The 25022-nt window shown below is 68.9% G+C and carries 24 protein-coding genes; 19 read left to right on the forward strand and 5 right to left on the reverse strand.

Annotation, left to right across the window (positions count from 1 at the left end; translation table 11 throughout):
* Positions 1–401 precede the first annotated feature (401 nt).
* Positions 402–1985: an acid phosphatase gene (locus LIG30_RS17415; protein ID WP_038713887.1), complete on the reverse strand. Its 1584-nt coding sequence runs from the start codon at positions 1983–1985 to the stop codon at positions 402–404.
* A gap of 332 nt (positions 1986–2317) precedes the next feature.
* On the opposite strand from LIG30_RS17415, the gene LIG30_RS17420 reads away from it, so the two are divergent.
* Positions 2318–2704 (forward strand): RT0821/Lpp0805 family surface protein, encoded by a 387-nt coding sequence (locus LIG30_RS17420; protein ID WP_038713888.1) that lies wholly within the window; start codon positions 2318–2320, stop codon positions 2702–2704.
* A 25-nt stretch (positions 2705–2729) separates the two neighbouring features.
* Complete coding sequence (locus LIG30_RS17425) at positions 2730–3212, forward strand: NUDIX hydrolase (RefSeq protein WP_038713889.1); 483 nt, start codon at positions 2730–2732, stop codon at positions 3210–3212.
* Between the two features lie 95 nt (positions 3213–3307).
* On the opposite strand, the gene LIG30_RS17430 is transcribed toward LIG30_RS17425, so the two are convergent.
* Together LIG30_RS17430 and LIG30_RS17435 are read right to left on the reverse strand one after the other, a co-directional pair.
* Positions 3308–5017, reverse strand: coding sequence for a glutamine--tRNA ligase/YqeY domain fusion protein (locus LIG30_RS17430; protein ID WP_038713891.1), 1710 nt, complete (start codon positions 5015–5017; stop codon positions 3308–3310).
* 247 nt (positions 5018–5264) lie between these two features.
* Positions 5265–6485: a CaiB/BaiF CoA transferase family protein gene (locus LIG30_RS17435; RefSeq protein ID WP_038713892.1), complete on the reverse strand. Its 1221-nt coding sequence runs from the start codon at positions 6483–6485 to the stop codon at positions 5265–5267.
* 257 nt (positions 6486–6742) lie between these two features.
* Between LIG30_RS17435 and alaS the strand changes: the two genes are divergently transcribed.
* The gene (alaS, locus tag LIG30_RS17440) at positions 6743–9367 is read left to right on the forward strand and encodes an alanine--tRNA ligase (RefSeq protein ID WP_038713894.1); all 2625 of its coding nucleotides are present in this window, start codon (positions 6743–6745) and stop codon (positions 9365–9367) included.
* A 250-nt stretch (positions 9368–9617) separates the two neighbouring features.
* On the opposite strand, the gene LIG30_RS17445 is transcribed toward alaS, so the two are convergent.
* Positions 9618–10553: a LysR family transcriptional regulator gene (locus tag LIG30_RS17445; protein WP_038713896.1), complete on the reverse strand. Its 936-nt coding sequence runs from the start codon at positions 10551–10553 to the stop codon at positions 9618–9620.
* 117 nt (positions 10554–10670) lie between these two features.
* Between LIG30_RS17445 and LIG30_RS17450 the strand changes: the two genes are divergently transcribed.
* The 16 genes from LIG30_RS17450 to LIG30_RS17510 all read left to right on the forward strand — a co-directional run bounded on the left by LIG30_RS17450 (position 10671) and on the right by LIG30_RS17510 (position 24086).
* Complete coding sequence (locus LIG30_RS17450; protein WP_200929700.1) at positions 10671–11912, forward strand: YbfB/YjiJ family MFS transporter; 1242 nt, start codon at positions 10671–10673, stop codon at positions 11910–11912.
* A 122-nt stretch (positions 11913–12034) separates the two neighbouring features.
* A complete protein-coding gene (locus tag LIG30_RS17455) occupies positions 12035–12571 on the forward strand; it encodes an NUDIX domain-containing protein (RefSeq protein WP_038713903.1) in 537 nt (178 codons plus the stop codon).
* A complete protein-coding gene (locus LIG30_RS27470) occupies positions 12571–12693 on the forward strand; it encodes a hypothetical protein (RefSeq protein ID WP_268760709.1) in 123 nt (40 codons plus the stop codon). Before LIG30_RS17455 ends, LIG30_RS27470 begins: the two co-directional genes overlap by 1 nt.
* 11 nt (positions 12694–12704) lie before the next feature.
* Entirely contained in the window at positions 12705–13142 is a 438-nt protein-coding gene (locus tag LIG30_RS17460) for an acyl-CoA thioesterase (RefSeq protein ID WP_038713905.1), read from the forward strand.
* 67 nt (positions 13143–13209) lie between these two features.
* Positions 13210–14088, forward strand: coding sequence for a branched-chain amino acid ABC transporter permease (locus LIG30_RS17465; protein WP_442856862.1), 879 nt, complete (start codon positions 13210–13212; stop codon positions 14086–14088).
* On the forward strand, positions 14081–15292 hold the full coding sequence (locus tag LIG30_RS17470) for a branched-chain amino acid ABC transporter permease (protein WP_038713907.1): 1212 nt from the start codon (positions 14081–14083) through the stop codon (positions 15290–15292). The genes LIG30_RS17465 and LIG30_RS17470 overlap by 8 nt, the downstream gene beginning before the upstream one ends.
* Entirely contained in the window at positions 15289–16041 is a 753-nt protein-coding gene (locus LIG30_RS17475) for an ABC transporter ATP-binding protein (protein ID WP_038713909.1), read from the forward strand. The genes LIG30_RS17470 and LIG30_RS17475 overlap by 4 nt, the downstream gene beginning before the upstream one ends.
* Complete coding sequence (locus LIG30_RS17480; RefSeq protein WP_038713910.1) at positions 16038–16742, forward strand: ABC transporter ATP-binding protein; 705 nt, start codon at positions 16038–16040, stop codon at positions 16740–16742. The genes LIG30_RS17475 and LIG30_RS17480 overlap by 4 nt, the downstream gene beginning before the upstream one ends.
* Positions 16743–17002: 260 nt before the next feature.
* A complete protein-coding gene (locus tag LIG30_RS17485) occupies positions 17003–17419 on the forward strand; it encodes an Hcp family type VI secretion system effector (protein ID WP_083494078.1) in 417 nt (138 codons plus the stop codon).
* Positions 17410–17562, forward strand: coding sequence for a hypothetical protein (locus LIG30_RS25460; protein WP_326973048.1), 153 nt, complete (start codon positions 17410–17412; stop codon positions 17560–17562). Before LIG30_RS17485 ends, LIG30_RS25460 begins: the two co-directional genes overlap by 10 nt.
* Positions 17543–17839, forward strand: a complete 297-nt coding sequence (locus LIG30_RS25465; protein WP_083494080.1) for a hypothetical protein — start codon at positions 17543–17545, stop codon at positions 17837–17839. Before LIG30_RS25460 ends, LIG30_RS25465 begins: the two co-directional genes overlap by 20 nt.
* Positions 17840–18195: 356 nt before the next feature.
* Entirely contained in the window at positions 18196–18423 is a 228-nt protein-coding gene (locus LIG30_RS17490; RefSeq protein WP_038713912.1) for a sulfurtransferase TusA family protein, read from the forward strand.
* A 585-nt stretch (positions 18424–19008) separates the two neighbouring features.
* A complete protein-coding gene (locus tag LIG30_RS17495) occupies positions 19009–19713 on the forward strand; it encodes a response regulator transcription factor (RefSeq protein WP_038713913.1) in 705 nt (234 codons plus the stop codon).
* Positions 19710–21065 carry a FecR domain-containing protein gene (locus LIG30_RS17500; protein ID WP_038713916.1) on the forward strand — a complete coding sequence of 452 codons (1356 nt, stop codon included), beginning with the start codon at positions 19710–19712 and terminating at the stop codon, positions 21063–21065. The genes LIG30_RS17495 and LIG30_RS17500 overlap by 4 nt, the downstream gene beginning before the upstream one ends.
* A 10-nt stretch (positions 21066–21075) precedes the next feature.
* Positions 21076–23454 (forward strand): CHASE2 domain-containing protein, encoded by a 2379-nt coding sequence (locus LIG30_RS17505; RefSeq protein ID WP_038713917.1) that lies wholly within the window; start codon positions 21076–21078, stop codon positions 23452–23454.
* A gap of 23 nt (positions 23455–23477) precedes the next feature.
* Positions 23478–24086, forward strand: coding sequence for a DUF4136 domain-containing protein (locus LIG30_RS17510; RefSeq protein WP_038713918.1), 609 nt, complete (start codon positions 23478–23480; stop codon positions 24084–24086).
* Positions 24087–24131: 45 nt separating this feature from the next.
* Here the strand turns inward: LIG30_RS17510 and galU are convergent, their stop codons facing one another.
* The gene (gene galU / locus LIG30_RS17515; RefSeq protein WP_038713920.1) at positions 24132–25016 is read right to left on the reverse strand and encodes a UTP--glucose-1-phosphate uridylyltransferase GalU; all 885 of its coding nucleotides are present in this window, start codon (positions 25014–25016) and stop codon (positions 24132–24134) included.
* Positions 25017–25022 lie beyond the last annotated feature (6 nt).

The following is a 25022-nucleotide window of genomic DNA, read 5'->3' on the forward strand; positions in this document are numbered from 1 at the left end:
GCGGCCCGGTCAAATGGCGTAACGGCCCGGTTATTGGTGGAGCCGCCCGGTCACAACTGTCGGGACTGGACTGCCCGCATCAGAATGCGCAACTGACTCGGGGATCGGCACTATGAGAAGGTCTACCTGAAGGCCTGCGAATCGGTCAGTCATGCCCGGTGCTCCATCGGTGAATACATCGAACGATAGAGGCTGCGCGAATCCGGACGTTTCTTCAAACGGAACGTCGTCACTGCTGGTAGCCAAACCGACCGATGAACCGAATTTTCACCTCGGGACGCCGGGTGAACGGGCCTTGCGTCGAAGAATCGGGCAGGGCGCTGCACCGCGCAAAAACAACAAGGGCGCCTTGTGCCGCCCTTGTTGCCTCTACCTGCACGCCGCGCCGGATCTGCCGTCGCTCACTTGCCGGACAGATCCAGCGCGTTGGTCAAATCGCCCATCGGCTTCGCGCCGTTCGCGACCAGCGCGTCGTCGCGCTGCGCGATGCCCGGCAGGCGCGGCAGCGCGAAGCGGCGCGTGATGAAGCGCAGGATCGACGCGGTGTCGTACTGCGTGTGGTCGACGAATCCCTGCTTCGCGAACGGCGACACGATGATCGCCGGAATCCGCGTGCCCGGGCCCCAGCGGTCACCCTTCGGCGGCGCGGCATGATCCCAGAAGCCGCCGTTCTCGTCGTAGGTGACGATGACGACCATGTTCTTCCACTGCGGGCTCGCCTCCAGGTGCGCGATCACGTCGGCGACGTGCTGGTCGCCGCTCGCCACGTCGGTATAGCCCGGGTGTGCGTTCAGGTTGCCCTGCGGCTTGTAGAACGCGACCTGCGGCAGCGTGCCGGCGTCGATCGCGCGGATGAACGCCGCGCCGTCGACGCCGCCGTCGAGCAGGTGCTGCGCGCGGTTCACGCTGCCCGGCGCCTGGTTCGCGTAATAGTTGAACGGCTGGTGATGCGGCTGGAAGTTCGGCGACGTCAGGTTCGGCCCGTAGATCACGCCCGGCGTGCCGCTTCGCGCGGCCTGCAGCGCCTGGCCCCACGCGCCGCCATACCAGGCCCACGACACGCCGGCATGGGTCAGCAGGTCGCCGATGTTCTGCTGCGTTTGCGGCGGCAGCGTCGTCGGCAGCAACGGATCGGCGAGCGTCGTGTCGCCGCTCGCCGGCGGTTTGTTGCCGCTCGGCTGATAGGCCGGCTGCATCGTGTTGATCGCGTAGAAGTCCGGCGTCAGGTTGCCCGAGTTGGCGAACTTCGGCGCGCCGGCCAGCGCCGAGGCCGGCGAATTGCCCGCGACCTTCAGCGACCGGCCGTCGGGATTCACGATCGAGATCAGGCCGGACGCCGGGCTCTTGTCCGCATTCGGGTAAACCGGCGCGCACGCGCAGATCAGGTACTGGTGGTTCAGGAACGAGCCGCCGAACGCGCCCATGAAGAAGTTGTCGGCGAGCGTGTAGCGCTGCGCGATCTTCCACAGCGGCAGCTTCGACGCGCCGGCCGTGTAGTGGCCCATCACGAGGCCGCCCGAATCGGCCCACGCGGCGAACATGTCGTTCCGGCCGCCGTCGATCTGCATCTGGTTCTCGTAGAAGCGATGCCAGAGGTCGCGGGTCGTCACGCTCATCGGCGTATTGAAGCCCGCCGGATCGTCGATCGCGAACGGCGCGTTCGGCAGGTTGGCCGTCATCGCCTCGGTGATCGCCGGCGTCACGCCCTTCGCGGTCAGGCCGCCCCAGATGGTCGGCAGCGTCGCGAGCGGCGTGCCGTCGCGATCCTTCTGCCGCACGCTCGCGGCCGTCACGTTCTGCAAGCCGTTCGCGCCGGGGAAGGTGCCGTACAGGTTGTCGAAGCTGCGGTTCTCCGCATAGATGACGACGACGGTGCCGACGGCCGACAGGTCCTGTTGCGACGCAGGGTGGCTCGCGCAGCCCGCCAGCGCGGCGGCGGCCACGACGGCGATCGGCGTACGGCGAATCCAGGCGTGCTTGTTCATGCGCGGTTCTCCTCTTGTTGTGTGGCGTGTCGATGTGTGCCGTGGCCGGCCCTGACGCATGCGCGACCGTCGAGTGACAGTAATATGCCAGACGGCTGCGTCCATTGTGGAAGGTCGATTTGACAGCGGGATGTAGCGGCCCCTTTGATCGAGCGGTCATTCGGCGTCATGCAACCGTCACGATGTTGATCGACGGATATCAAGCGGCGGCGCCTCCGGCGGGTCGCTGACGAGCGCGCCGGCGCGCGGCGCATGCTATGCTCGCTCGCTGACGTGCGCGGGCGAGCGTGTGTTTCGCCGCGCCGTTCGATCGATCAGTCAAGGAGAACAACATGTCGATGCGCGCATCCCTTTCCCTCGTCACGCGTGTGCTGGCCGGCGCCGTGTGCGCCGCAGCCGCCCTGTCGGCACATGCGCAGAACAATCTCAACTTCCTGCACGACACGCCGATCAGCTATTTCAGCAACGCGGACATGGCGTCGCTGACGAAGGCGGTGCAGCAGGTCCGCGACGAAGGCAAGGACGGCGACGTGGTCGCGTGGCAGAACACCGGCGGCCGCACGCCGATCGAAGCGAAGCTCACGCCCGTGACGACCGAGCAGGACGGCAAGACCTGCCGCGAAATCACGACGGACATCACCGCGAAGGGGCAGTCGATGACGCTCAAGCCGCGCTACTGCAAGACGGCTGCGGGCAAGTGGCAGTTGCAGAAGCGTTGAGCGCGCGGCCGGCCGCGCGAGCGTCATGACGCAGGTCACGCATCCGCGCACGGTGTCGTGCGGCATCGTGATCCTCGACGGCGCGGGGTGCGTGTTCCTCGCGCACGCGACGGACACGACGCACTGGGACATCCCGAAAGGGCAGGGCGAGCCGGGCGAGACGCCGCAGCAGGCGGCGTTGCGCGAATTGCTCGAGGAAACCGGCATCGCGTTCGCACCGGAGCGGCTTGTCGATCTCGGCCGCTTCGCGTACCGGCACGACAAGGACCTGCACCTGTTCGCGGTGCGCGTCGCGCGTGACGAAATCGACGTCGCGGGCTGCACGTGCACGTCGATGTTCCCGAGCCGGCGCGACGGCACGATGATCCCCGAGATGGACGACTTCCGCTGGACGGAGCCGGGCGACGTCGGCCAGTACGCGAGCCGCAGTCTGGCACGGTTGTTCCGCACGAAGCTGTTGCTGGCGGACCTGCACCGGCGCTTGCCGACGGAGGCCTGTTCACGCTGATCACAGGCCCTGTGTGACTCACAAAGAAAAACCCGGCGCATGCGCCGGGTTTTTTCATGTCGCCGCGCGCCGTGCGGCGCGTGCAGGCCAGGCCGTCAGGCCGGCTTGCCCCAGCTGTCGCGCAGGCCGACGATCCGGTTGAAGACCGGCTTGCCGGGCTTCGAATCGTTGCGGTCGGCGACGAAGTAGCCGTGCCGCTCGAACTGGAGACGGGTTTCCGGCGCGACGTCGCCGGCGCCCGGTTCCACGTACGCGTGAACGACCTTTTTCGAATCCGGGTTCAGCGCCTCGAGGTAGTTCGCGCCGCCCGCGTCCGGATGCGGCTCCTTGAACAGGCGGTCGTAGATCCGCACTTCGGCGGCCTGCGCATGCTTCGCGCTGACCCAGTGGATGTTGCCCTTCACCTTGTAGTTGTTCGCGCCGTCGGTACCCGACTTGCTGTCCGGGAAGTAGTTGCAGTGAACGGCGGTCACGTTGCCGTCGGCATCCTTGTCGAAGCCGGTGCACTCGATCACGTAGCCGTAGCGCAGCCGCACCTTGTTGCCCGGGAACAGGCGGAAATAGCCCTTCGGCGGGGTTTCGTTGAAATCCTCGCGCTCGATCCACAGCTCGCGCGAGATCGGGAAGGTGCGCAGGCCGCGCTCCGGATGATGCGGATGCACGGGCGCCGTGCACGCTTCTTCCAGGTCTTCCGGATAGTTGTCGATCACGAGCTTGAGCGGGTCGAGCACGGCGACCGAGCGCGGCGCCTTGTCGTCGAGATCGTCGCGCAGCGCGCCTTCGAACACGCTCATGTCGATCCACGAGTCGACCTTCGTCACGCCGATCCGCTCGCAGAACAGATGGATGCCCTCTGCCGTGAAGCCGCGGCGGCGCAGGCCGACGATGGTCGGCATGCGCGGGTCGTCCCAGCCGTCGACGTGGCCTTCCGTCACGAGCTGCAGCAGCTTGCGCTTGCTGGTGATCGCGTAGGTGAGGTTCAGGCGCGAGAACTCGATCTGCTGCGGCAGCGGGCGGGTGAAGACGCCGGCGTCCGCGAGCTCGTTGAGCACCCAGTCGTACAGCGGGCGGTGATCCTCGAATTCGAGCGTGCACAGCGAATGCGTGATGCCTTCGAGCGCATCCGAGATGCAGTGCGTGTAGTCGTACATCGGGTACACGCACCATGCGTCGCCGGTGCGGTAGTGATGCGCGTAGCGGATCCGGTAGATGACGGGATCGCGCATGTTCATGTTCGGCGAAGCCATGTCGATCTTCGCGCGCAGCACGTGCTCGCCTTCCTTGAACTCGCCGGCCTTCATCCGGCGGAACAGGTCGAGGTTCTCGTCGGGCGTGCGCTCGCTGAACGGCGAACGCTTGCCCGCCTCGGTCAGCGAGCCGCGGTTCGCGCGCATCTCGTCCGCGCTCTGGCTGTCGACGTACGCCTTGCCGCGCTTGATCAGCAGCGCCGCGTATTCGTACAGCTTGTCGTAGTAGTCGCTCGCGAAATACTGGTGGTCGACTGCGTCCTTGCGCCAGTCGAAGCCGAGCCAGCGCACCGAGTCGACGATCGAGTCGACGTACTCGACGCTTTCCTTTTCCGGGTTGGTGTCGTCGAAGCGCAGGTGGCACACGCCGCCGTAGCTGCGCGCGATGCTGAAGTTCAGGCAGATGCTCTTCGCGTGACCGATGTGCAGGTAACCGTTCGGCTCGGGGGGGAAGCGCGTTTCGACGCGTCCGCCCCATTTGCCGGTGCGGTTGTCGTCGTCGATGATGTTGCGGATGAAGTTGGATGCCGCGGGGGCGTCGTTGCGTTCGGTGCTCATGCGGGAATGGTCAGGTTTGGTCGGCGCGCGCCGCGCCGGTCGAATCCGCTAATTCTACCTGAGCAGGGGGGCGCCGGCGCACCCCTGCCGATCCCGTGTCCGGGAGTGGCACAGCGGCGGGCGGCCGGATCGGCGCCGGCGTGCGCTGATTGCGCGCGCCGGCGCTGCCTCCCGCGTTTCCCGTCTGTTCCACAGCCGCCGGGCAGACCCGGCGGCGCATGCCGCGCCGCGCGACGCGGCAGCGCCGTCAGATCGCCTGTTTCGCGCGCAGCGCGGCGATGTCGCCGTCGCTGTAGCCGAGCAGCGTGCGCAGCACGTCGTCGGTCTGTGCGCCGAGCAGCGGCGGCGCGGTGCGGGCCTCGGGCGGCGTCTCGCTCATCTTGATCGGATTGCCGACCAGCTTGACCGGCGCGCCGCACGGGTGCGGCAGCTCGACCTTCATGCCGCGCGCGACGACCTGCTCGTTGTCGAACACTTCCGCCAGGTTGTTGATCGGGCCGCAGGGCACGCCGGCCGCCTCGAGCGCGTCGATCCACGCGTCCTTGGTGCGCGTCTTCACCATCTCCGCGACGATCGGCACGAGCGTCTCGCGGTGGCGCACGCGCGCGGGATTGGTCGCGAAACGCTCGTCGTCCGCCAGCTCGGGGCGGCCGCCGGCCTCGACGAACTTGCGGAACTGGCCGTCGTTGCCGACCGCGACGATGATCCAGCCGTCGCTGGTCTGGAAGGTCTGGTACGGGACGATGTTCGGATGTGCGTTGCCCCAGCGCACGGGCGGCGCGCCGCTCGCGAGGAAGTTCGTGTTCATGTTGGCGAGCAGCGCGACCTGCACGTCGAGCAGCGCCATGTCGATGTACTGGCCGGCGCCGGTGCGGTCGCGATGCGCGAGCGCCGCGAGCACCGCGATCGTCGAGTAGAGGCCGGTGGCGAGATCGGCGATCGCGACGCCGGCCTTTTGCGGGCCGCCGCCCGGCTGGCCTTCGCGCTCGCCGGTGATGCTCATGAAGCCGCCGATGCCCTGGATGATGAAGTCGTAGCCGGGGCGGTGCGCGTACGGGCCGGTCTGGCCGAAGCCGGTCACCGAGCAGTAGACGATGTCCGGCTTCACCGCGCGCAGCGACTCGTAGTCGAGCCCGTATTTCTTCAGTTGCCCGACCTTGTAGTTCTCGAGCACGACGTCGCTTTGCGCGGCCAGCTCGCGGACGATCTTCTGCCCCTCGGGCGTCGCGATGTCGACGGTGATCGAGCGCTTGTTGCGGTTCGCGGCGAGATAGTAGGCGGCTTCGGGCGTGTCCGCGCCGTTCGCGTCCTTCAGGTACGGCGGCCCCCAGTGGCGCGTGTCGTCGCCGGCGCCGGGGCGCTCGACCTTGATCACGTCGGCGCCGAAATCGGCAAGCGTCTGCGCGCACCAGGGACCCGCGAGCACGCGGGTCAGGTCCAGCACGCGGATATGGCTCAAGGCACCCATCTTCGATCTGTCTCCTCAGTGGCATTGGTTTTGCAGTGGCTTGCGGCGGCGCGCAATGGCCTGTCCGGCATCTTAAAGCGAATCGCGGGCGCCGGTGGCCCAGCCCGGTCGGCCGAATGGGCGAGCCGCTTTGCCGGGCGCCGGCCGCGCGCCCGGATCTATCCCGTATAATCGATCGTTTCAGAAACCTGCCGCCGCGCGCCCGCACGGGTTGCCGGCGTTTGATGCCAGCCTTAGCCAGAACGTCCCCGCACGCCATGAAAGCTGCCGAAATCCGCGAGAAATTCCTCAAATTCTTCGAATCGAAGGGCCACACGATCGTCCGCTCGTCGAGCCTCGTGCCCGGTAACGACCCCACGCTGCTGTTCACCAATTCGGGGATGGTGCAGTTCAAGGACGTGTTCCTCGGCACCGAATCGCGCCCGTACTCGCGCGCGACCACGTCGCAGCGCAGCGTGCGCGCCGGCGGCAAGCACAACGACCTCGAGAACGTCGGCTACACCGCGCGCCATCACACGTTCTTCGAGATGCTCGGCAACTTCTCGTTCGGCGACTACTTCAAGCGCGACGCGATCCTGTACAGCTGGGAGCTGCTGACGTCGGTCTACCAGCTGCCGAAGGAGAAGCTCTGGGTCACCGTCTACCATGACGACGACGAAGCCTACGACATCTGGGCGAAGGAAGTCGGCGTGCCGGCCGAGCGGATCATCCGCATCGGCGACAACAAGGGCGCGCGCTACGCATCGGACAACTTCTGGCAGATGGGCGACACCGGCCCGTGCGGCCCGTGCTCGGAGATCTTCTACGATCACGGCCCGGACGTGTGGGGCGGCCCGCCGGGATCGCCGGAAGAAGACGGCGACCGCTACATCGAGATCTGGAACCTCGTGTTCATGCAGTTCAACCGCGACGCGCAGGGCAACATGACGCGCCTGCCGAAGCCGTCGATCGACACCGGCATGGGCCTCGAGCGGATCGCCGCGGTGCTGCAGCACGTGCACAGCAACTACGAGATCGATCTGTTCCAGAACCTGATCAAGGCCGCCGCGCGCGAAACCGGCATCAGCGACCTGGCGAACAATTCGCTGAAGGTGATCGCCGATCACATCCGCGCGTGCTCGTTCCTGATCGTCGACGGCGTGATTCCGGGCAACGAAGGCCGCGGCTACGTGCTGCGCCGGATCGTGCGCCGCGCGATCCGCCACGGCTACAAGCTCGGCCGCAAGGGCTCGTTCTTCCACAAGCTGGTCGCCGACCTCGTCGCCGAGATGGGCGAAGCGTATCCGGAGCTGAAGGAAGCGGAGCAGCGCGTGACCGACGTGCTGCGCCAGGAAGAGGAGCGCTTCTTCGAGACGATCGAGCACGGCATGTCGATCCTCGAGGCGGCGCTGGCCGACGTCGAAGCGAAGGGCGGCAAGGTGCTCGACGGCGAGCTGGCGTTCAAGCTGCACGATACCTACGGCTTCCCGCTCGACCTGACGGCCGACGTGTGCCGCGAGCGCGGGATGACGGTCGACGAGCCGGCGTTCGACGACGCGATGGCGCGCCAGCGCGAGCAGGCCCGTGCGGCCGGCAAGTTCAAGGCGACGCAGGGCCTCGAATACACGGGCGCGAAGACCACCTTCCACGGTTACGAAGAAATCGCGTTCGACGACGCGAAGGTCACCGCGCTGTATGTCGACGGCTCGTCGGTCAACGAAGTGAAGGCCGGCCAGGATGCAGTCGTCGTGCTCGACCACACGCCGTTCTACGCGGAGTCGGGCGGCCAGGCCGGCGACCAGGGCGTGCTCGCGAATGCGACGACGCGCTTCGCGGTCGGCGACACGCTGAAGGTGCAGGCCGACGTGATCGGCCACCACGGCACGCTCGAGCAGGGCACGCTCAAGGTCGGCGACGTGCTGCGCGCGGAGATCGACGCGCAGCGCCGCGCGCGCACCGCGCGCAACCACTCGGCGACCCACCTGATGCACAAGGCGCTGCGCGACGTGCTCGGCTCGCACGTGCAGCAGAAGGGCTCGCTCGTCGATGCCGACAAGACCCGCTTCGACTTCGCGCACAATGCGCCGCTGACCGATGATGAAATCCGTCGCGTCGAGGCGATCGTCAACGCCGAAGTGCTCGCGAACGCGCCGGGCATCGTGCAGGTGATGGCGTACGACGACGCGGTCAAGGGCGGCGCGATGGCGCTGTTCGGCGAGAAGTACGGCGACGAAGTCCGCGTGCTCGACCTCGGCTTCTCGCGCGAACTGTGCGGCGGCACGCACGTGCATCGCACCGGCGACATCGGCCTGTTCAAGATCGTGATGGAAGGCGGCGTCGCGGCGGGCATCCGCCGCGTCGAGGCGATCACCGGCGACAACGCGGTGCGCTACGTGCAGACGCTCGACGCGCGCGTGAACGAAGCGGCGGCCGCGCTGAAGGCGCAGCCGTCGGAGCTGACGCAGCGCATTGCGCAGGTGCAGGATCAGGTCAAGTCGCTCGAGAAGGAGCTGTCGGCGCTGAAGTCGAAGCTCGCGTCGAGCCAGGGCGACGAGCTCGCGCAGCAGGCGGTCGAAGTCGGCGGCGTGCACGTGCTGGCCGCGACGCTCGACGGCGCGGACGCGAAGACGCTGCGCGAAACCGTCGACAAGCTGAAGGACAAGCTGAAGAGCGCGGCGATCGTGCTGGCCGCCGTCGAAGGCGGCAAGGTCAGCCTGATCGCGGGCGTGACGCCGGATGCCAGCAAGAAGGTGAAGGCGGGCGAGCTCGTGAACTTCGTCGCGCAGCAGGTCGGCGGCAAGGGCGGCGGCCGCCCCGACATGGCGCAGGCCGGCGGCACCGAGCCGGCGAACCTGCCGGCGGCGCTCGCGGGCGTCCAGGGCTGGGTCGCGGAACGGCTGTAACCGGATCGGCGGCGGCGTCGTGCAACGCGACGCCGCCGCCGGACCCGACGCGTCGGCCGGCCGCGCCGACGCCGCCCATGATGGCGGCAAATTCGCGGTCGGGCAGTGCCCGATGCGCCGCATGCGCGGTTCTCTCAGCATGCCGGCAATCACCGCTCCTCGTTGTCCGTCCCCGGCGATTCAGCCATCCGCAGCATCGTCAATCGCGGCTTTCGCGATTCTCTTCCTGTCTCTCCGTCGCCAATCCAACTTAAGTGGTGTGCGCCAGTGCCGCGTTGCGATCCGGCTGCGCGACCGGTTCCGCCGAGCCCGTTTCGCGCGCCGCCGCGAGCAGCGCGTGCTGCAACGCATCGAGCGCCGCGGACGCGTTGCCTTGCCGCCACACCAGCAGCGTGTCGATCGCATCGAACCCGGGGATCGCATGCAGCGTCAGGTTCTCGATCTCGCGCTGTCCGTCGAGCACCGAGCGGGGCGCGACGGCGATGCCCGCGCCCGCCGCCACGCAGGCGACGATCGCGTGATACGAGCCGAGTTCCAACACGCGCGCCGGCTTCATCCCGTGCGCCGCGTACCACTGCTCGACGTAATGGCGGTACGTGCAGCCGCGCTCGAACGCGATCAGCGTCGGCAGGATCACGTCGCGCGGCGAGCGCACCGGCGGATGGCCGCGCGGCGTGAGCAGCACCAGTTCCTCGCGGAACACCGGCACTGCGTCGAACGTCTCCGGCAGTTCCACGGGCGCAGGCGGGCGCGCGATCAGCGCCGCGTCGATCTCGAATTCGCGCACCTTGCCGATCAGCCAGCCGGTCGTGCCGGTCACGAGCTCGAGCGCGACATCCGGCCAGGCCTGGTGGTAGCGTGCCAGCACGGCGGGCAGGCGGCTCGCCGCCGTGCTCTCCATCGTCCCGAGCCGCAGGCGACCGCGCGGCCGGTCCTCGCGCACCGCGTGGCGCGCTTCGTCGGCCAGCGCCAGCAGGCGCTCCGCGTACGGCAGCAAGGTCTCGCCGGCCGGCGTGAGCACCAGCCGCCGCCCGTCCCGCACGAACAGCGCCGCGCCCAGCTCCTCCTCCAGCTGCTTGATGCGCGTCGTGACGTTCGACTGCACGCGATTGAGCTTCGCGGCCGCGCGCGTGACGCCGTTCTCGCGCACGACGGCCCGGAATATCGCCAGCGCTGCCAGATCCATGATTCTCTCCAGGCGATCGATTGATTCTTGATTATTCATTTTTCGAGAACGTTTGGTCAAGCTAGGATGGAATCGTCCGAATTCGACCGGCGCCGCGCGCCGGACTGCGATTGCGCCATGTCACGCTCCGATTCCACCGTCGCCGCCGCCGCGGCGTTCCCGCCCCGAGACACCGAACAGCAGGCCCGCGCCGTCGCATGGGCCTGCATGGCCGGGCTGGCCGTCGCGCTCGGCGTCGGCCGCTTCGCGTTCACGCCGCTGTTGCCGCTGATGCTGGCCGACGGCTCGCTCGGCCTGCGCGCGGGCGGCTGGCTCGCGTCGGCGAACTACGCGGGCTACTTCGTCGGCGCGCTCAGTTGCGCGCGGCTCGCCGTCGAGCCGGCCCGGATGGTCCGGTTCGGGCTCGCCGCGACGGTGCTGCTGACGGCCGCGATGGGCATCGGCCATGCGCTGCCCGTATGGCTCGCCGCCCGATTTGTGGCGGGCGTCGTCAGCGCGTGGACGTTCGTGTTCGTGTCGCAGTGGGGGCTCAGGCGGCTTGCCGCGCTGCAGGCGGGCGCCGCAAGCGGGCTCATCTATGCCGGGCCGGGCGTCGGCATCGTGTTGACCGGGCTGATCGGCAGCGCGCTCGCCGGCCATCGCGCCGCGTCGGGCTGGCTAGGTTTCGCCGCGCTGTCCGCGGTGCTGTCGGCGGCGATCTGGCGGGTGTTCGGCGCGACCGCGCCGGCCACTCGCGCGGAACACGCGCCGACGCCGGGCGACACGGCCGCGCGGGATGCGCCGACGCCGCGCCAGGCCGACGCGGTGTGGCTCGTCGCGCTCTACACGATGCCCGGCTTCGGCTACATCATCACCGCGACCTTCCTGCCCGTGATCGCGCGTGCGGCGCTGCCGGCCGGCTCGCCGTGGCCCGACCTGTTCTGGCCGATGTTCGGCGCGGCGCTGATTCCCGGCGCGCTCGCCGCCGCGCGGCTGCCGGCGCACTGGGACAACCGGATGCTGCTCGCGGCCGGCTGCGCGCTGCAGGCCGCAGGCATCGCCGCGGGGATCGTGTGGCCGACCGCGGCGGGCTTCGCGCTGGGCAGCGTGCTGATCGGTCTGCCGTTCACCGCGATCACGCTGTTCGCGATGCGTGAGGCGCGGCGTTTGCACGGCGAGCGCGCGGCCGGGCTGATGGGGTATGCGACGGCGTCGTATGGCGCCGGGCAGATCGCCGGCCCGCTCGTCGCGGCGCCACTCGCATCGCACTACGGATCGTTCTCGCCCGCGCTCTGGCTCGCGGCGGCCGCGCTGCTGGCCGGCGCCGCGGGGTTCGCCGCGATCGCGGCCCGCGCGGCGCGACGCGGCGCAAGGCCCTGACTGGCTCGGGGCCGGATCGTCTGCGGCGCGGGCAAAGCCGCTAGAATGAAACCTTTCCCGCGCCGAGCGGGAGCCTGGCGCCGCTCGTGGAATGCGGCCGGGCGCCCGCGCTTTCCCCGCCGATGACGACTGCCGACTACCGCTTTTGCCCGCGCTGCGCGCGTCCGCTGATCGAGCGAGCCGATCCGCCCGAAGAGGGCGGACGCCTCCGGCAGACGTGTCCCGACGACGCCTGCGGCTATGTCCACTGGAACAATCCGCTGCCCGTCGTCGCCGCGATCGTCGAGTACGGCGGCAAGATCCTGCTCGCACGTAATGCCGCGTGGCAGGAAGGCGTGTTCGCGCTGATCACCGGGTTTCTGGAGCACGGCGAAACACCCGAGGCCGGGATTGCCCGCGAAGTGTTCGAGGAAACCGCGCTGACGGCCGAGCAGGTGTCGCTCGTCGGCGTCTACGAGTTCATCCGCAAGAACGAACTGATCATCGCGTACCACGTGCGCGCGTCGGGCACGGTCGCGCTGTCGCCCGAACTGCTCGAATACCGGCTGGTCGATCCGCCGGACCTGCGGCCGTGGCGTGCCGGCACCGGCTACGCGCTCGCCGACTGGATGCGCGCGCGCGGCCTCGACTTCGAATTCGTCGACCGGCCCGGCCAGTGATGCCCGCGCGCGCCCGCCTGGCGCACGTGATCGAAGGGGCGCTTGCCGATCACTGCCACAAGACCAACCCGCGCATCGCGACGGCCGACGACTACCGCCGCATGCCGACCGAATCGCTGTGACCGCCACCGCCATGTCCGACAGACCGCAGCCGCGTCCGCGCGACGCCTACCGCCACTTCCTGCCGATCACGACTCGCTGGATGGACAACGACGTGTACGGGCACGTGAACAACGTCGTCTACTACAGCTACTTCGACACCGTGGTCAACGAATACCTGATCCGCGCGGGCGTGCTCGACGTCGAGCGCGGGCAGACGATCGGCCTCGTGGTCGAGACGCAATGCAACTACTTCGCGCCGCTCGTGTTTCCGCAGGCGGTCGACGCGGGCTTGCGCGTCGCGAAGCTCGGCACGTCGAGCGTGCGCTACGAGATCGGCCTGTTCGCGCACGGCGATGCGTCGCCCGCCGCGCAAGGCCATTTCGTGCACGTGTACGTCGATCGCGAGACGCGGCGGCCGGTGCCGCTGCCCGACGCGTTGCGCGTGGCGCTCGACGCGCTCGCGGCCTGACGGAGGCGCGGTGCAGGCGCTCGTCGTCCAGGCCTTCAACGGCCTCAGCTACGGATTGCTGCTGTTCATGCTGTCGGCGGGCCTTACGCTGATCTTCAGCGTGCAGGGCGTGCTCAACTTCGCGCATGCGAGTTTCTACATGCTGGGCGCATACGTCGGCTACAGCGTGGCCGCGCGCGCGGGGTTCTGGGCGGCGCTCGCCGCCGCGCCGGTCGCGGTCGGCGTGGCCGGCGCGGCCTGCGAGCGCTGGCTGCTGCGCCGCGTGCAGGCGCGCGGGCACACGAGCGAGTTGCTGCTGACGTTCGGGCTCGCCTGCCTGATCGCCGAAGGGGCGAAACTGGCGTGGGGGCTCGCGCCGTTGCCCGCGCCCGTGCCGCCGCTCCTCGACGGCGCGCCGGTGACGTGGCTCGGCGTCGCGTTGCCGCGCTACCGGCTTTTCATGATGGCGATGTCGCTCGCGATGCTGGCCGCGCTCGCGGCGCTGCTGCGCGCGTCGACGATCGGTCTCGTGGTGCGCGCGGCGCTCACGCACCGCGCGGCCGTCGAGGCGCTCGGCTACGACGTGCCGCGCGTGATGACGGGCCTGTTCGGCGCGGGGACGGCGCTGGCGGCGCTCGCGGGCGTGATCGGCGCGCCGCTGGCCGTGATCGAGCCCGCGATGGCCGAGACGGTCGGCTCGGTCGTGTTCGCGGTGGTCGTGATCGGTGGCCTCGGCTCGCTGCGCGGCGCGCTCGCCGCGTCGCTCGCGGTCGGCTGCGCGCAGACCTTCGCGGCGGCGAGCAGTCTGTCGCTGCGCGACGTCGCCGCAGCGGCGGGCGTCGCGCTGCCGGACGGCGCGGGCGCGCTGACGGTCTCGCAGCTGGCGCCGCTTGTCCCGTACCTGTTGCTGGTCGCGGTGCTGGTCGCGCGGCCGCGCGGGCTGTTCGGCGAGCGTGCCGATGCATAGCCGGACGCCTGTTCGCGCCGCGCGCTGGGCGCTGTTCGTCGGTTGTCTCGTGCTGCCTGCGTGGCTGTGGCCGCACGGCTGGATGCTCGGCTATCTCGCGCAAACGGCCGCGCTCGTCGTGCTCGCGCTGTCGTACAACCTGCAGCTCGGCACGACTGGCCTGCTGTCGTTCGGCCATGCGGCGTTCGCCGGCCTCGGCGCATTCGCCGCCGCGCACTGGTTCAACCGCTTCGGCGGGCCGCTGCCGCTGCTCCCGCTCGTCGGCGGCGTGGCGGGGGCGGGCTTCGGCTGGCTGTTCGGCCTGGTTGCGACGCGCCGTGCCGGCACCGCGTTCGCGATGATCACGCTCGGCCTCGGCGAATGCGTCGCGGCCGCCGCGTGGAGCGTGCCCGCGTGGTTCGGCGGGATCGGCGGCGTGACGATCGACCGCGCGAGCGGCGCCGCATGGGGCCGCTGGCATTTCGGCGCGCCGGGCGAGGCGTACGCGGTGATCGCCGCGTGGTGCGTCGTGTCGGCGCTGGCGATGCGCGCGCTCACGCGCACGCCGCTCGCGCGCCTCGCGAACGCCGTGCGCGACAATCCGGCGCGCGTGGCGGCGCTGGGCACCGATCCGCGCCATGTGCGGCTCGCGATGGTCACGTGCGCGTCGTTCTTCGCGGGCGTCGCGGGCACCCTCACGTTGATCGACGTCGAGATCGCGACGGCCGACAGCGTCGGCATGGCGCGCTCGGCGACGGTGCTGATCGCCGCCGTCACCGGCGGCACCGCGTCGTTTTTCGGGCCGGCGCTCGGCGCGGCGGCGCTGACGTTTTTCAGTGTCGCGGTCGCCGGCGTCTCGCGCGCGTGGGCGCTGTATCTCGGCCTGCTGTTCGTGGTCGTGGTCGTGGGCGCGCCGCGCGGGATGGCGGGGAGCGCGACGGACGTCCTGCATGCGTTGCGGCGCGGCGGGCGCGAGCGGCTCCGGATGGCGTGCGCGGTCGCCGCCTGCCTGTGCTGGAGCATCGCGGTCGTCTGCGCGGCGGAACTCGGGTATGCGTGGCGCTTTGCGCAGGATGAAGGCGCACAGGCGGCGCTCGGCCCGTGGCGGGTCGATGCCGGCGCGCCGCTCGGCTGGGCGGTCGCGCTCGCCGCGGCAGTCGCGGGCGCGCTGCTGTGGCGTGCCCGCGGGAGCCGCCCGGGCAGCGTGAGCGGAGCGGGGACATGAACGGGACGGCGGTGGCATTGCACGGCATATACAAGCGTTTCGGCATGCACACGGTGCTCGACGGCGTCGAGCTCGCGATTGCGGCGGGCGAGCGCCATGCGCTGATCGGGCCGAACGGCGCGGGCAAGTCGACGCTGTTCGACGTGATCGCCGGCGTGGCGCGGCCGACGCGCGGGCGCGTGCTGCTGCATGGGGTCGATCTGGCCGGGTGCGGCGCGGTTGCGGCGAGCCGGCTCGGCATCGGGCGCAGCTTCCAGCAGACGAGCGCGTTCTTGCGCCTGTCGGTATTCGACAATCTGCGCTGCGCGGCGATGCACGCGCCGGCCGAGCGGCGGCGCTGGTGGAACCGGCTGCGCGAATCGGCGTCGGTCGATCGGGCCGCGCGGCGCGTGCTGGCGGAGATCGACCTCGACGCGCGGCGCGATGCGCCGGCGGGCGAACTGAGCTATGCGGAGCAGCGCGCGCTCGATCTCGGCATCGCGCTCGCGAGCGGCGCGTCGACGCTGCTGCTCGACGAGCCGACGGCCGGCATGAATCGCGCGCAGGCGGCGCGGATGATCGAGCTGATCCGCCGCACGACGCGCGGCCGCACGGTGCTGATGATCGAGCACGACATGGATGCCGTGTTCGGGTTCGCGGACCGGATCTCGGTGCTGGTGCGCGGCGCGATCGTGGCGACCGGCGCGCCCGACGCGATCCGTGCCGATCCGGCCGTGCGCGCCGCGTATCTCGGCGAGCGCTTCGCATGAGCGCGCTGCTCGAGATTCGCGGCCTGCGGGCCTGGTACGGCATGCAGCCGGCGCTCGACGGTGTCGATCTCGCGCTCGACGCGGGCGACACGCTCGCACTGATCGGGCGCAACGGCTCGGGGCGCTCGACGCTCGCGAAGGCGGTGATGGGGCTCGTGCGCGTCGCCGGCTCGGTGCGGATCGCGGGCGCCGAGTGCGCGGGCGCGCGGACTTTCGCGGTCGCGCGGCACGGCGTCGCGTATGTGGCCGAGAGCCGCGACGTGTTCCCGCTGCTCAGCGTGCGGGACAACCTGCGTCTCGGGCTGCGCGGCTTGCGCGGCGCGGGCCGGCGCGCGGCGCTCGAGCGCCTGTTCGCCCGCTTTCCGCTGCTGGCCGCGCGCGCGGACGTGCAGGCGGGGCACCTGTCCGGCGGCGAGCAGCAGATGCTCGCGCTGGTGCGTGCGCTGGCGGGCGCGCCGCGCGTACTGATCGTCGACGAACCCGCCGAAGGGCTCGCGCCGCTCGCGGTCGAGCAGGTCGGCGCCTGCCTCGCGGCGCTGCGAGACGAAGGCGTCGCGATCCTGCTGATCGAGCAGCGGCTGCAGCTCGCGCCGCTGCTGACGCGCCGCGTCGCCGTGATGGGGCGGGGCAGGATCGTCTACGACGGTGCGCTCGACAAGCTGGACGCCGGCATCGCCGATGCGTGGCTGAGCGCGGGCTAGGGCCAGTTCACGACTCGTTGCGTCCGGTCGTCCCCGCGCGACTCTGGCGCTCGTTTCCTGGCTAGCGAAGGGCATCGCCACGCGTGGATCAGTCTGCGAACCGGGTGCAAGGCAATGAGGCACGCCCCGGACGACGCAGATATATTACATTTGCATTACGTATTTCCTTCGTTTCTGGTGTATGGTGCTAGCCGGACAGGGAGTTGGATAACTCGTCTCGGGAAAACATGGTCCTCAACTTGATAGGATAACGAACCAGCATGCCGATTCCAGCGTATATGTGGCTCAAGGATGACGGTGGGGCGGAAATCAAGGGCTCCGTTACGGTACAGGGGCGTGAGGGAAGCATCGAGGTGATCGGCTTCAGTCACGGCCTGAATCTTCCGGTCGATAGCAGCTCCGGGAAAGTGACCGGTACCCGCTCGCACGCTCCCATGAGCATCGAGAAGGAATTCGATGCGTCCAACCCCTACCTCTACAAGGCCGTCGCCAAAGGGCAGACCCTGCAATCCGCGGAATTGAAGTGGTACAGGATTAACGACGCAGGCCAGGAGCAGGTCTACTTCATCATGCTGCTGGAAAACGTGAAAATCGCTGGCATCAATCCCGGAATGGCTAACGCCAAGCTGGCGGAAATTTCCGATTGCATCCGATCGGCGGCAGAGGCGTGTCGCTAGGATGTATTACGTTGCAAAATATATCTGACTTTCAAACTATCCGTCGCGCACTGTTGCGCACAAACACCGTGCCTGTTCGAAATACAGATCTGCGCGCATATGGCGTCATTGAGGTGATTGCCCATGGTAGCACTTGCCCGTAGTTTGCTGGCGATAACGTTCAAGATTGCTCTGTTCGTTGGTTTGTTTGTCATTTCGATGAGATTCATTCACACTTATCCACTGCCGATGCCGCTTGATCAACAGCATCAATTGCTCATGGCCTCTCGAAAATTGGGTATTCGTGATCCTGATGATCTTTACCTTTCCGTGGTAGCGATTGTCAATTTGGTCGCTGCTGCAATCGAATATACGTTATTAATGAGAGTTTGGCGGAACGTGAAAATGAAGTGGAGAAGATGCGCGGTGAAATGTCGGTGATTATGTGTGGCGCAACTCGTTAGCGGGATTTTTTAGATTTCTCTGCTCGTTGAGGGCGTCGCGCTTGCGACCGCTCCCGGTGGGGGGCTTCACATTCGTGCCGATACGTTCGCACGGAGTGCTCTTTTCCTTGCGTTATCGACTGCCCGTGTTCCTCGCGCGTGAAGTACGGCACAAGCGAGTCGAGCGCGATTCTCAATGGCGAGAAGTTGCTCCTCGGTCCGAGCGACGCAACCGGCAATCGGCGGTTGCTGGCCGCACCGCGCCGCGCCGCGCGTCGTCCGCGCCGGGTCTGCGGTAAAATTGCCGCTTCCTCTTGCGCCGCGTGCGGCGCGTCATTCGAAGGTCGACAGCCGATGCAGATTCACAAGGAAGTGGACGCGCGCGGGCTCAATTGCCCGTTGCCGATCCTGCGTGCCAAGAAGGCGCTCGCCGACATGGAGAGCGGGCAGATCCTCAAGGTGCTCGCGACCGATCCCGGCTCGCAGCGCGATTTCGCGGCGTTCGCGAAGCAGACCGGCAACGAGATCGTCGAATCGTCGACGCAGGACAAGACCTTCGTCTTCCTGATGCGCCGCCGTTGACGCGCGCTGCCGGCCAGCCAGCCCAGGCTGCGTGGCCGTCCGCCCGATCTGACATTTCCTGAACGTTGGTCCGGCGCATGCCGCGTATACTCGCGATGGCCGAACGACCGCCTCAACCGGGCGGCCGGGATACGCCGTGTCGAGACAGGCAAGGGGGCCAGCCTGGCGTTACCGCCGTCGCACAAGGGGACAGCGCGTGCCCTCCGGATCGGAAATCATTCGAAATCCGCACGAAGCGAAACAGACGGCCCACGCCCATGCCGATCATCCTCGATCGGCACCGCGCGCCGGCCGGCGACGACGTGAATCGACCGCACACACCCGTCGTCCCGAAGGAAGATTCGACGAAACGGCAATCGTCCGCACCATTTCAGCGCGGCTTTCATACTACTATGATGAAATCGCCGGTTTATCCCTGCCCCGTTTTTGAGATATTTGGCGGGTTCGTCCGATAATGGATGCCTGGCGCGCGTGACGCGCACGCGCACGCCGGTCGTGTGCCGGCATGCGGGTATCCGCGGGTGCGCCCATGGAAGGCGCACGGGGGCTTGAACCGGACGATCGGATTTCGTTTTGCGGGGTGCTATGAGAATTGCTGTACTGGATGACGATCAGGCCCAGACGGATTTCGTCAGTCAAACGCTGACGGCCGCCGGGCATACGTGCTACGCGTTCACGGAAGGCAAGGCGCTCAAGAAGCGTCTGCAGCGCGAAACGTTCGACCTGCTGGTGCTCGACTGGAACGTGCCCGACCTGTCGGGCGAGGAAGTGCTGAAGTGGGTGCGGGCCAATCAGGCCGAGCACAGCCTGCCGATCATCTTCATGACGAGCCGCGACGACGAAGCGGGGATCACGCAGATTCTCAACGCGGGCGCCGACGATTACATCGTCAAGCCAGTGTCCGGCCCGATCCTGCGCGCGCGCGTCGGCTCGCTGCTGCGGCGCGCGTATCCGGTCAATGCCGAGGCGGTGGTGCGCGAGTTCGACCTGTTCAAGTTCGACGTGAGCCTGAAGCAGGCCTACGTCGGCGACACGCCGGTGAGCCTGACACAAAAGGAATTCGAGCTGGCGCTGCTGCTGTTCCAGCATCTCGACCGTCCGCTGTCGCGCGCCCACATTCTCGACATGGTCTGGAAGCAGGCCACCGACATCCCGTCGCGCACGATGGACACGCACGTTTCGATGCTGCGCACGAAGCTCGGGCTGCGCCCCGAGAACGGCTACCGGCTCGCGCCGATCTATGGCTACGGCTATCGGCTCGAGCGGATCGCGCAAGGGGAGGCGGCGTGACGGCGGCGATCTCGCCACGCGCGCTGCGAACGGCGTGCCTGCTTGCGGCCGCGCTGTCGGCCCCGCTGTTCGCCCAGCCGGCGGCGGCGCAGCCGCCTGGCCATGCGGCGGGCAAGACGGTCGTCTACACGACGCGCGACGGCGACACGCTGTACGACGTCGCCGACCGCTATCTGCAAGGCCCCGGTGACTGGCCGCTGCTCGCGCAGCTCAACGGCGTGCCGGCGCCGAAACGCCTGCAGCCCGGCATCGCGCTGAAGCTGCCCGCCGCGCGGTTGCGCAAGGAGCGGCTTGCGGCGCACGTCATCGCGGTGGCGGGGCCGGCCGAGCGCGCGTCCGGCGACGCGTACCTGCCGCTCGCGCTCGACGCTTCGCTGACCGAGGGGGACCGGGTGCGGACCGGTGCGAACGGCTTCGTGACGCTCGAGCTGGCGGACGGCACGCACATGAGCCTGCCGCCGGACAGCCAGCTCGTCCTGACGATGCTGCGCCGCACCGTGCTGACCGGCACGCTCGACCGCGTGTTCGAATTGCGGCGTGGGTCGGTCGACAGCGAGGTCACGCACCTGAAGAAGCGCGACGACCGCTTCCAGATCCGTTCGCCGTCGGTGGTCGCGGGGGTGCGCGGCACACGCTTCCGGGTCGGCTACGACGCGGCCGGCGATGCGGCGACGCGCGTCGAGGTGCTCGACGGCGCAGTCGGCGTCGCGGGCAGCCGCCACCCGTCCGGCGCGACGCTCGTGCCTGCGAATTTCGGCGCCATCGCGACCGCGATCGGCGCGGTCGGCGCGCCGGTCCCGCTGCTCGGCGCGCCGGCGCTCGTGAAGCCCGACAAGGTACAGGACGAGCCGGACGTCGGTTTCGATCTCGCGCCGGTGCCGGATGCGCGCGCGTACCGGGTCCAGCTCGCGCACGACGCGGGGCTGCTCGACCTGTTCAGCGAGACGCGCACCGATACGCCGCACGCGGCGTTCTCCAACGTCCCCGACGGCACGTACTTCGTGCGGATTGCCGCGATCGACGGGAACGGCCTCGAAGGGCAGCCGCGCACCTATGCGTTCGAGCGGCGCCGGATGGGCATCGACGCGAGCGCGGCGCCCGGCGCGGACGGCTACGAATTCCGCTGGTCGCCGAACGGCGCGGGCGGGAACCTGCGATATCGCTTCGTGCTGTCGGCGTCGAAGGACCTGAGCGCGCCGATCGTCGAGCAGGTTGGCCTGACGGCGCGGCAGATCGTCGTCGCGCACCTGCCGCCCGGCGAGTATTTCTGGGCAGTGACCATCGAGTCGTTCGACGGCGGCCGCTTCTACGAAAAAACCAGCCCGGTCGGCGCGTTCACGCTGTCCCGCTGACGGGCGGCGCATGAGACTCGATTCCGTTTCCCCGCGGCGGCGGCTGCTTGGCCGCCGCTTTCTCGTCGAATGGCTGTCGATCGGCTGCCTCGGCATCGCGGTGATCCTCGCGTGCGCGATCGGGCGCGTGTCGCAAGGCGTCGACGGCCTGATCTACGACCGGCTGCTGATGCTGCGCCGCGTGCCGCTTGCGCCCGGCATCGTCGTCGTCGACATCGACAACCCCAGCGTCGCGGCGCTCGGCCGCTGGCCGTGGCCGCGCAGCGTGCATGCGCGCCTGCTCGACACGCTCGCGCAGGCGCAGCCGGCCGCCGTCGTCTACGACGTGCTGTTTACCGAACCGTCGCCGGACGACGCCGCGCTTGCGCGGGCGCTCGGCCGGGTGCCGACGTTCCTGCCGGTCCTGCTGAGCCCCGAGCGCACGGACGGCACGCGCTCCGTCGATCTCCCGGTGCCGTCGCTCGCCGCGCGCGCCGCAGGGCTCGGGCACATCAATCTCGAAGTCGATCCGGACGGCATCGTGCGCAGCGTCGCGCTGTACGAAAGCGACGGCCGCACGCGCTGGCCGCAACTGATGGTGCCGGTGTCCCGCGCCCGCGCGTCAGGCGCGTTGCGCCCGGGCCGCGTCGGGCACGACTTCGCACGCGACGGCAGCGGCGAGGGGCGCTACCTGATTCCGTTCAGCCGCAACACGCCCGCCTATCCGGGCGTGTCGTTCGCCGACGTGCTGGACGGGCGCGTGCCGGCGAGCGCGTTGCGCGGCAAGATCGTCGTCGTCGGGGTGACGGCGTCCGGCCTGTACGACCGTTTCGCGACGCCCGTGTCGGGCGATTACGGCCCGCTCGCGGGCGTCTACATCCATGCCGGGGTGCTCGACATGCTGATGACCGGACGGGCGATTTCGCCGGTGCCGCGCATCAGCCTGTTTGCCGTGTCGTTGTTGCCGCTGGCGGTGCTGCTGGCCGGTTTCCTGATGCTGTCGCCGTGGCGCGCGCTGCTGCTGACGCTCAGCCTGGCCGGGCTGTCCGTCGCCGCGAGCGCGGCGCTCCTCTATGGCGGACGGCTGTGGCTGTCGCCCGCGCCCGCGGTTTTCGGCCTGATCGCCGTGTACCCGCTCTGGAACTGGCGGCGGCTCGAGATGACGATGTCGTACCTGCGCCGCGAACTGCAGCGGCTCGCGGACGAGCCGCATCTGCTGCCGGAGGCGCCGCACGCCCGCGGCGAATTTCGCGGCGATGCGCTGGAGCGGCAGATGGCGCTGATGGCGCAGGCGGCGCAGCGCGTGCAGGACATGAAGCGCTTCGTGTGGGACAGTCTCGACAGCATGCCGGAGCCGGTGTTCGTCACGGACGTCGCGGGCAGGGTGCTGATCGCCAACCACGCGGCGAAGCAATACGCGGCGCGGCTCGGGTTGCCGCCGCCGGAAGGGCGCCCGCTGCGCGCCGCGCTCGGCGAGCTCGCGTTCGTCAAGACCGTGGACGGCAACGCCGAGCACGACGCGGAGATCCGCGCGCACTGGCCAGCGGCGCTCGACCCCACGCGCGTCACGGACAGCGCGCTGATGGGGCGAGGCATCGAGGTGCACGACCGCGACGGCCTCGATCACCTGCTGCGCTGCGCGCCGTGCACGAGCGCGCAGGGCCGCCTGACCGGCTGGATCGCCGGTCTCGTCGACGTGACGGACCTGCATGCCGCCGAGCGCCAGCGCGAGGAGGCGCTGCATCTGCTGTCGCACGACATGCGCTCGCCGCAGTCGTCGATCCTCGCGCTCGTCGCGATGGAGCGGCAGCGCGTCGACTCCGACGAGACGCGCGGGCTGCTCGCGCGGATCGAGCGCTACGCGCAGCGCGCGCTGTCGCTCGCGGACGAATTCGTGCAGCTGGCGCGCGCCGAGTCGCAGACCTATCAGCTCGAGGCGACGAATTTCATCGACGTGCTGTTCGACGCGAGCGACGAGGTGTGGCCGCAGGCGCGGGCCAAGCGCATCCGCATCGACACCGACGTCGGCGATGCGACGTGCTGGGTGAACGCGGACCGTTCGCTGATGACGCGCACGTTCGTGAACCTGTTGAACAACGCGGTCAAGTACAGCCCGGCGGATACGGTCATCACGTGTACGCTGTCGGTCGAGCGCGCATCGAAGCGGATGTCCTGCACGATTCGCGATCACGGATACGGCATTTCGCCGGAAGATCAGCAGCATCTGTTCGAGCGCTTCAAGCGGTTTCATGCCGGCGAGCGGCCCGAGATTTCGGGGTCGGGACTCGGCATGGCGTTCGTGAAGACGGTCGTCACGCGGCATGGCGGGAGCGTGTCAGTCGACAGCGAGGTGAGCGTGGGCACCGCGGTCACCGTAGCGTTGCCGGTGATCGACGAGCCGCTGGCGTGATGGCGCCAAGCATGGGAGAAGCTATGAAAACGGAATGGGCGGCGGCCGTACTGGCGGCCGCGCTGTTGACGGGCTGCGCGGGCATGACGACCGGCGTGAGCGCGTCGGGGCAGGGCGACGCATTCGCGTCGGGCGCACGCGGCTACGGGTTCGCGCGCACGGCCGCGCAGGCGGACGACGCGGCGTACCGGCAGATCGAGACCCTCGTGCAGGGCGAGCTTGCGCGGCGCGGCTTCGACGCGCAGCCGCTCGCTGACGCGCGCTACCGGCTGTCGATCGCTTACGCGACGCAGCCCGGCGCGCTCGAGGCGTCGGCGGAGCAATGCGGCGGCGCGCAAGCCGCGTGCGTCGCGGTCGACGGGCCGGCGCCCGCGCTGGCGTTCGTCGGCAAGGTTTACCGGCACGTGCTGACGCTGCGTTTCGTCGACGCAAAGACGGGGGGCGACGTCTACCAGGTGTCGGCGTCGCTGCGCGATCGCCAGCCGGACGCACGGCAGGCAGCGCCGGCGCTGGTGCGCGGTGCGCTGGCGAAGCTGCCGTTCGACGCGGGCGGCTGGCTCGTCAAGACGAAAAAAGACGACGCGGGCGGCATGCCGGGCGTCGTCTCGGTGAAGCCGGCCGACGCGCGCTGAGCGCGCCGGCCGCGTTCGGGCCCGCCGGGCGGGCTCGCGCCGTGCTCAGGCGGCGGGCAGCGAATCGTGGCGGTCACGCAGGTAGGCCGCGAACTCCTTGCGCACCTCAGGGTGGCGCAGCGCGAATTCCACCGTCGCCTTCAGGTAGCCGAGCTTGCTGCCGCAATCGAAGCGCGTGCCGTGATACTTGTACGCGAGCACCTGCTCGTCGGTCAGCAGCGCCTGGATCGCGTCCGTCAACTGCAGCTCGCCGCCCGCGCCGGGCTTGAGCGCGCGCAGGTGCGAGAAGATGCGCGGCTTGAGGATGTAGCGGCCGACGACGCCGAGATTCGACGGCGCGACTTCCGGCGCCGGCTTCTCGACGATCGCCGACATCTTGATGATCGACTCTTCCCACTCCTTGCCGTCGACGATGCCGTATGACTTCGTTTCCGACGGCGGGATCTCTTCGACGCCGATCACCGAGCTGTGATAGTGGTTGAACACATCCACCATCTGCTTCATCACGGGCGGCTCGCCGTCGAGCAGGTCGTCCGCGAGGATCACGGCGAACGGGTGGTCGCCGACCAGCTTTTCCGCGCACAGCACCGCGTGGCCGAGGCCGAGCGCTTCCGGCTGGCGCACGTAGAAGCAGTCGACATGGCTCGGCTTGATGCTCCGCACCAGCTCGAGCAGCTTGTCCTTGCCGCGGGCCTCGAGTTCAGCCTCGATTTCGTACGACTTGTCGAAGTGATCCTCGATCGCGCGCTTGCTGCGGCCCGTGACGAAGATCATCTCGGTGATGCCGGCAGCGATCGCTTCCTCGACCGCGTACTGGATCAGCGGTTTGTCGACGACAGGCAGCATCTCCTTCGGGCTTGCCTTGGTAGCGGGCAAAAATCGCGTTCCGAGGCCCGCGACCGGGAATACCGCCTTGGTGACTTTCAGCATGATGAA

This window comes from Burkholderia sp. lig30, assembly GCF_000687455.2.
In the GTDB taxonomy this organism is placed as follows: Bacteria; Pseudomonadota; Gammaproteobacteria; order Burkholderiales; family Burkholderiaceae; genus Burkholderia.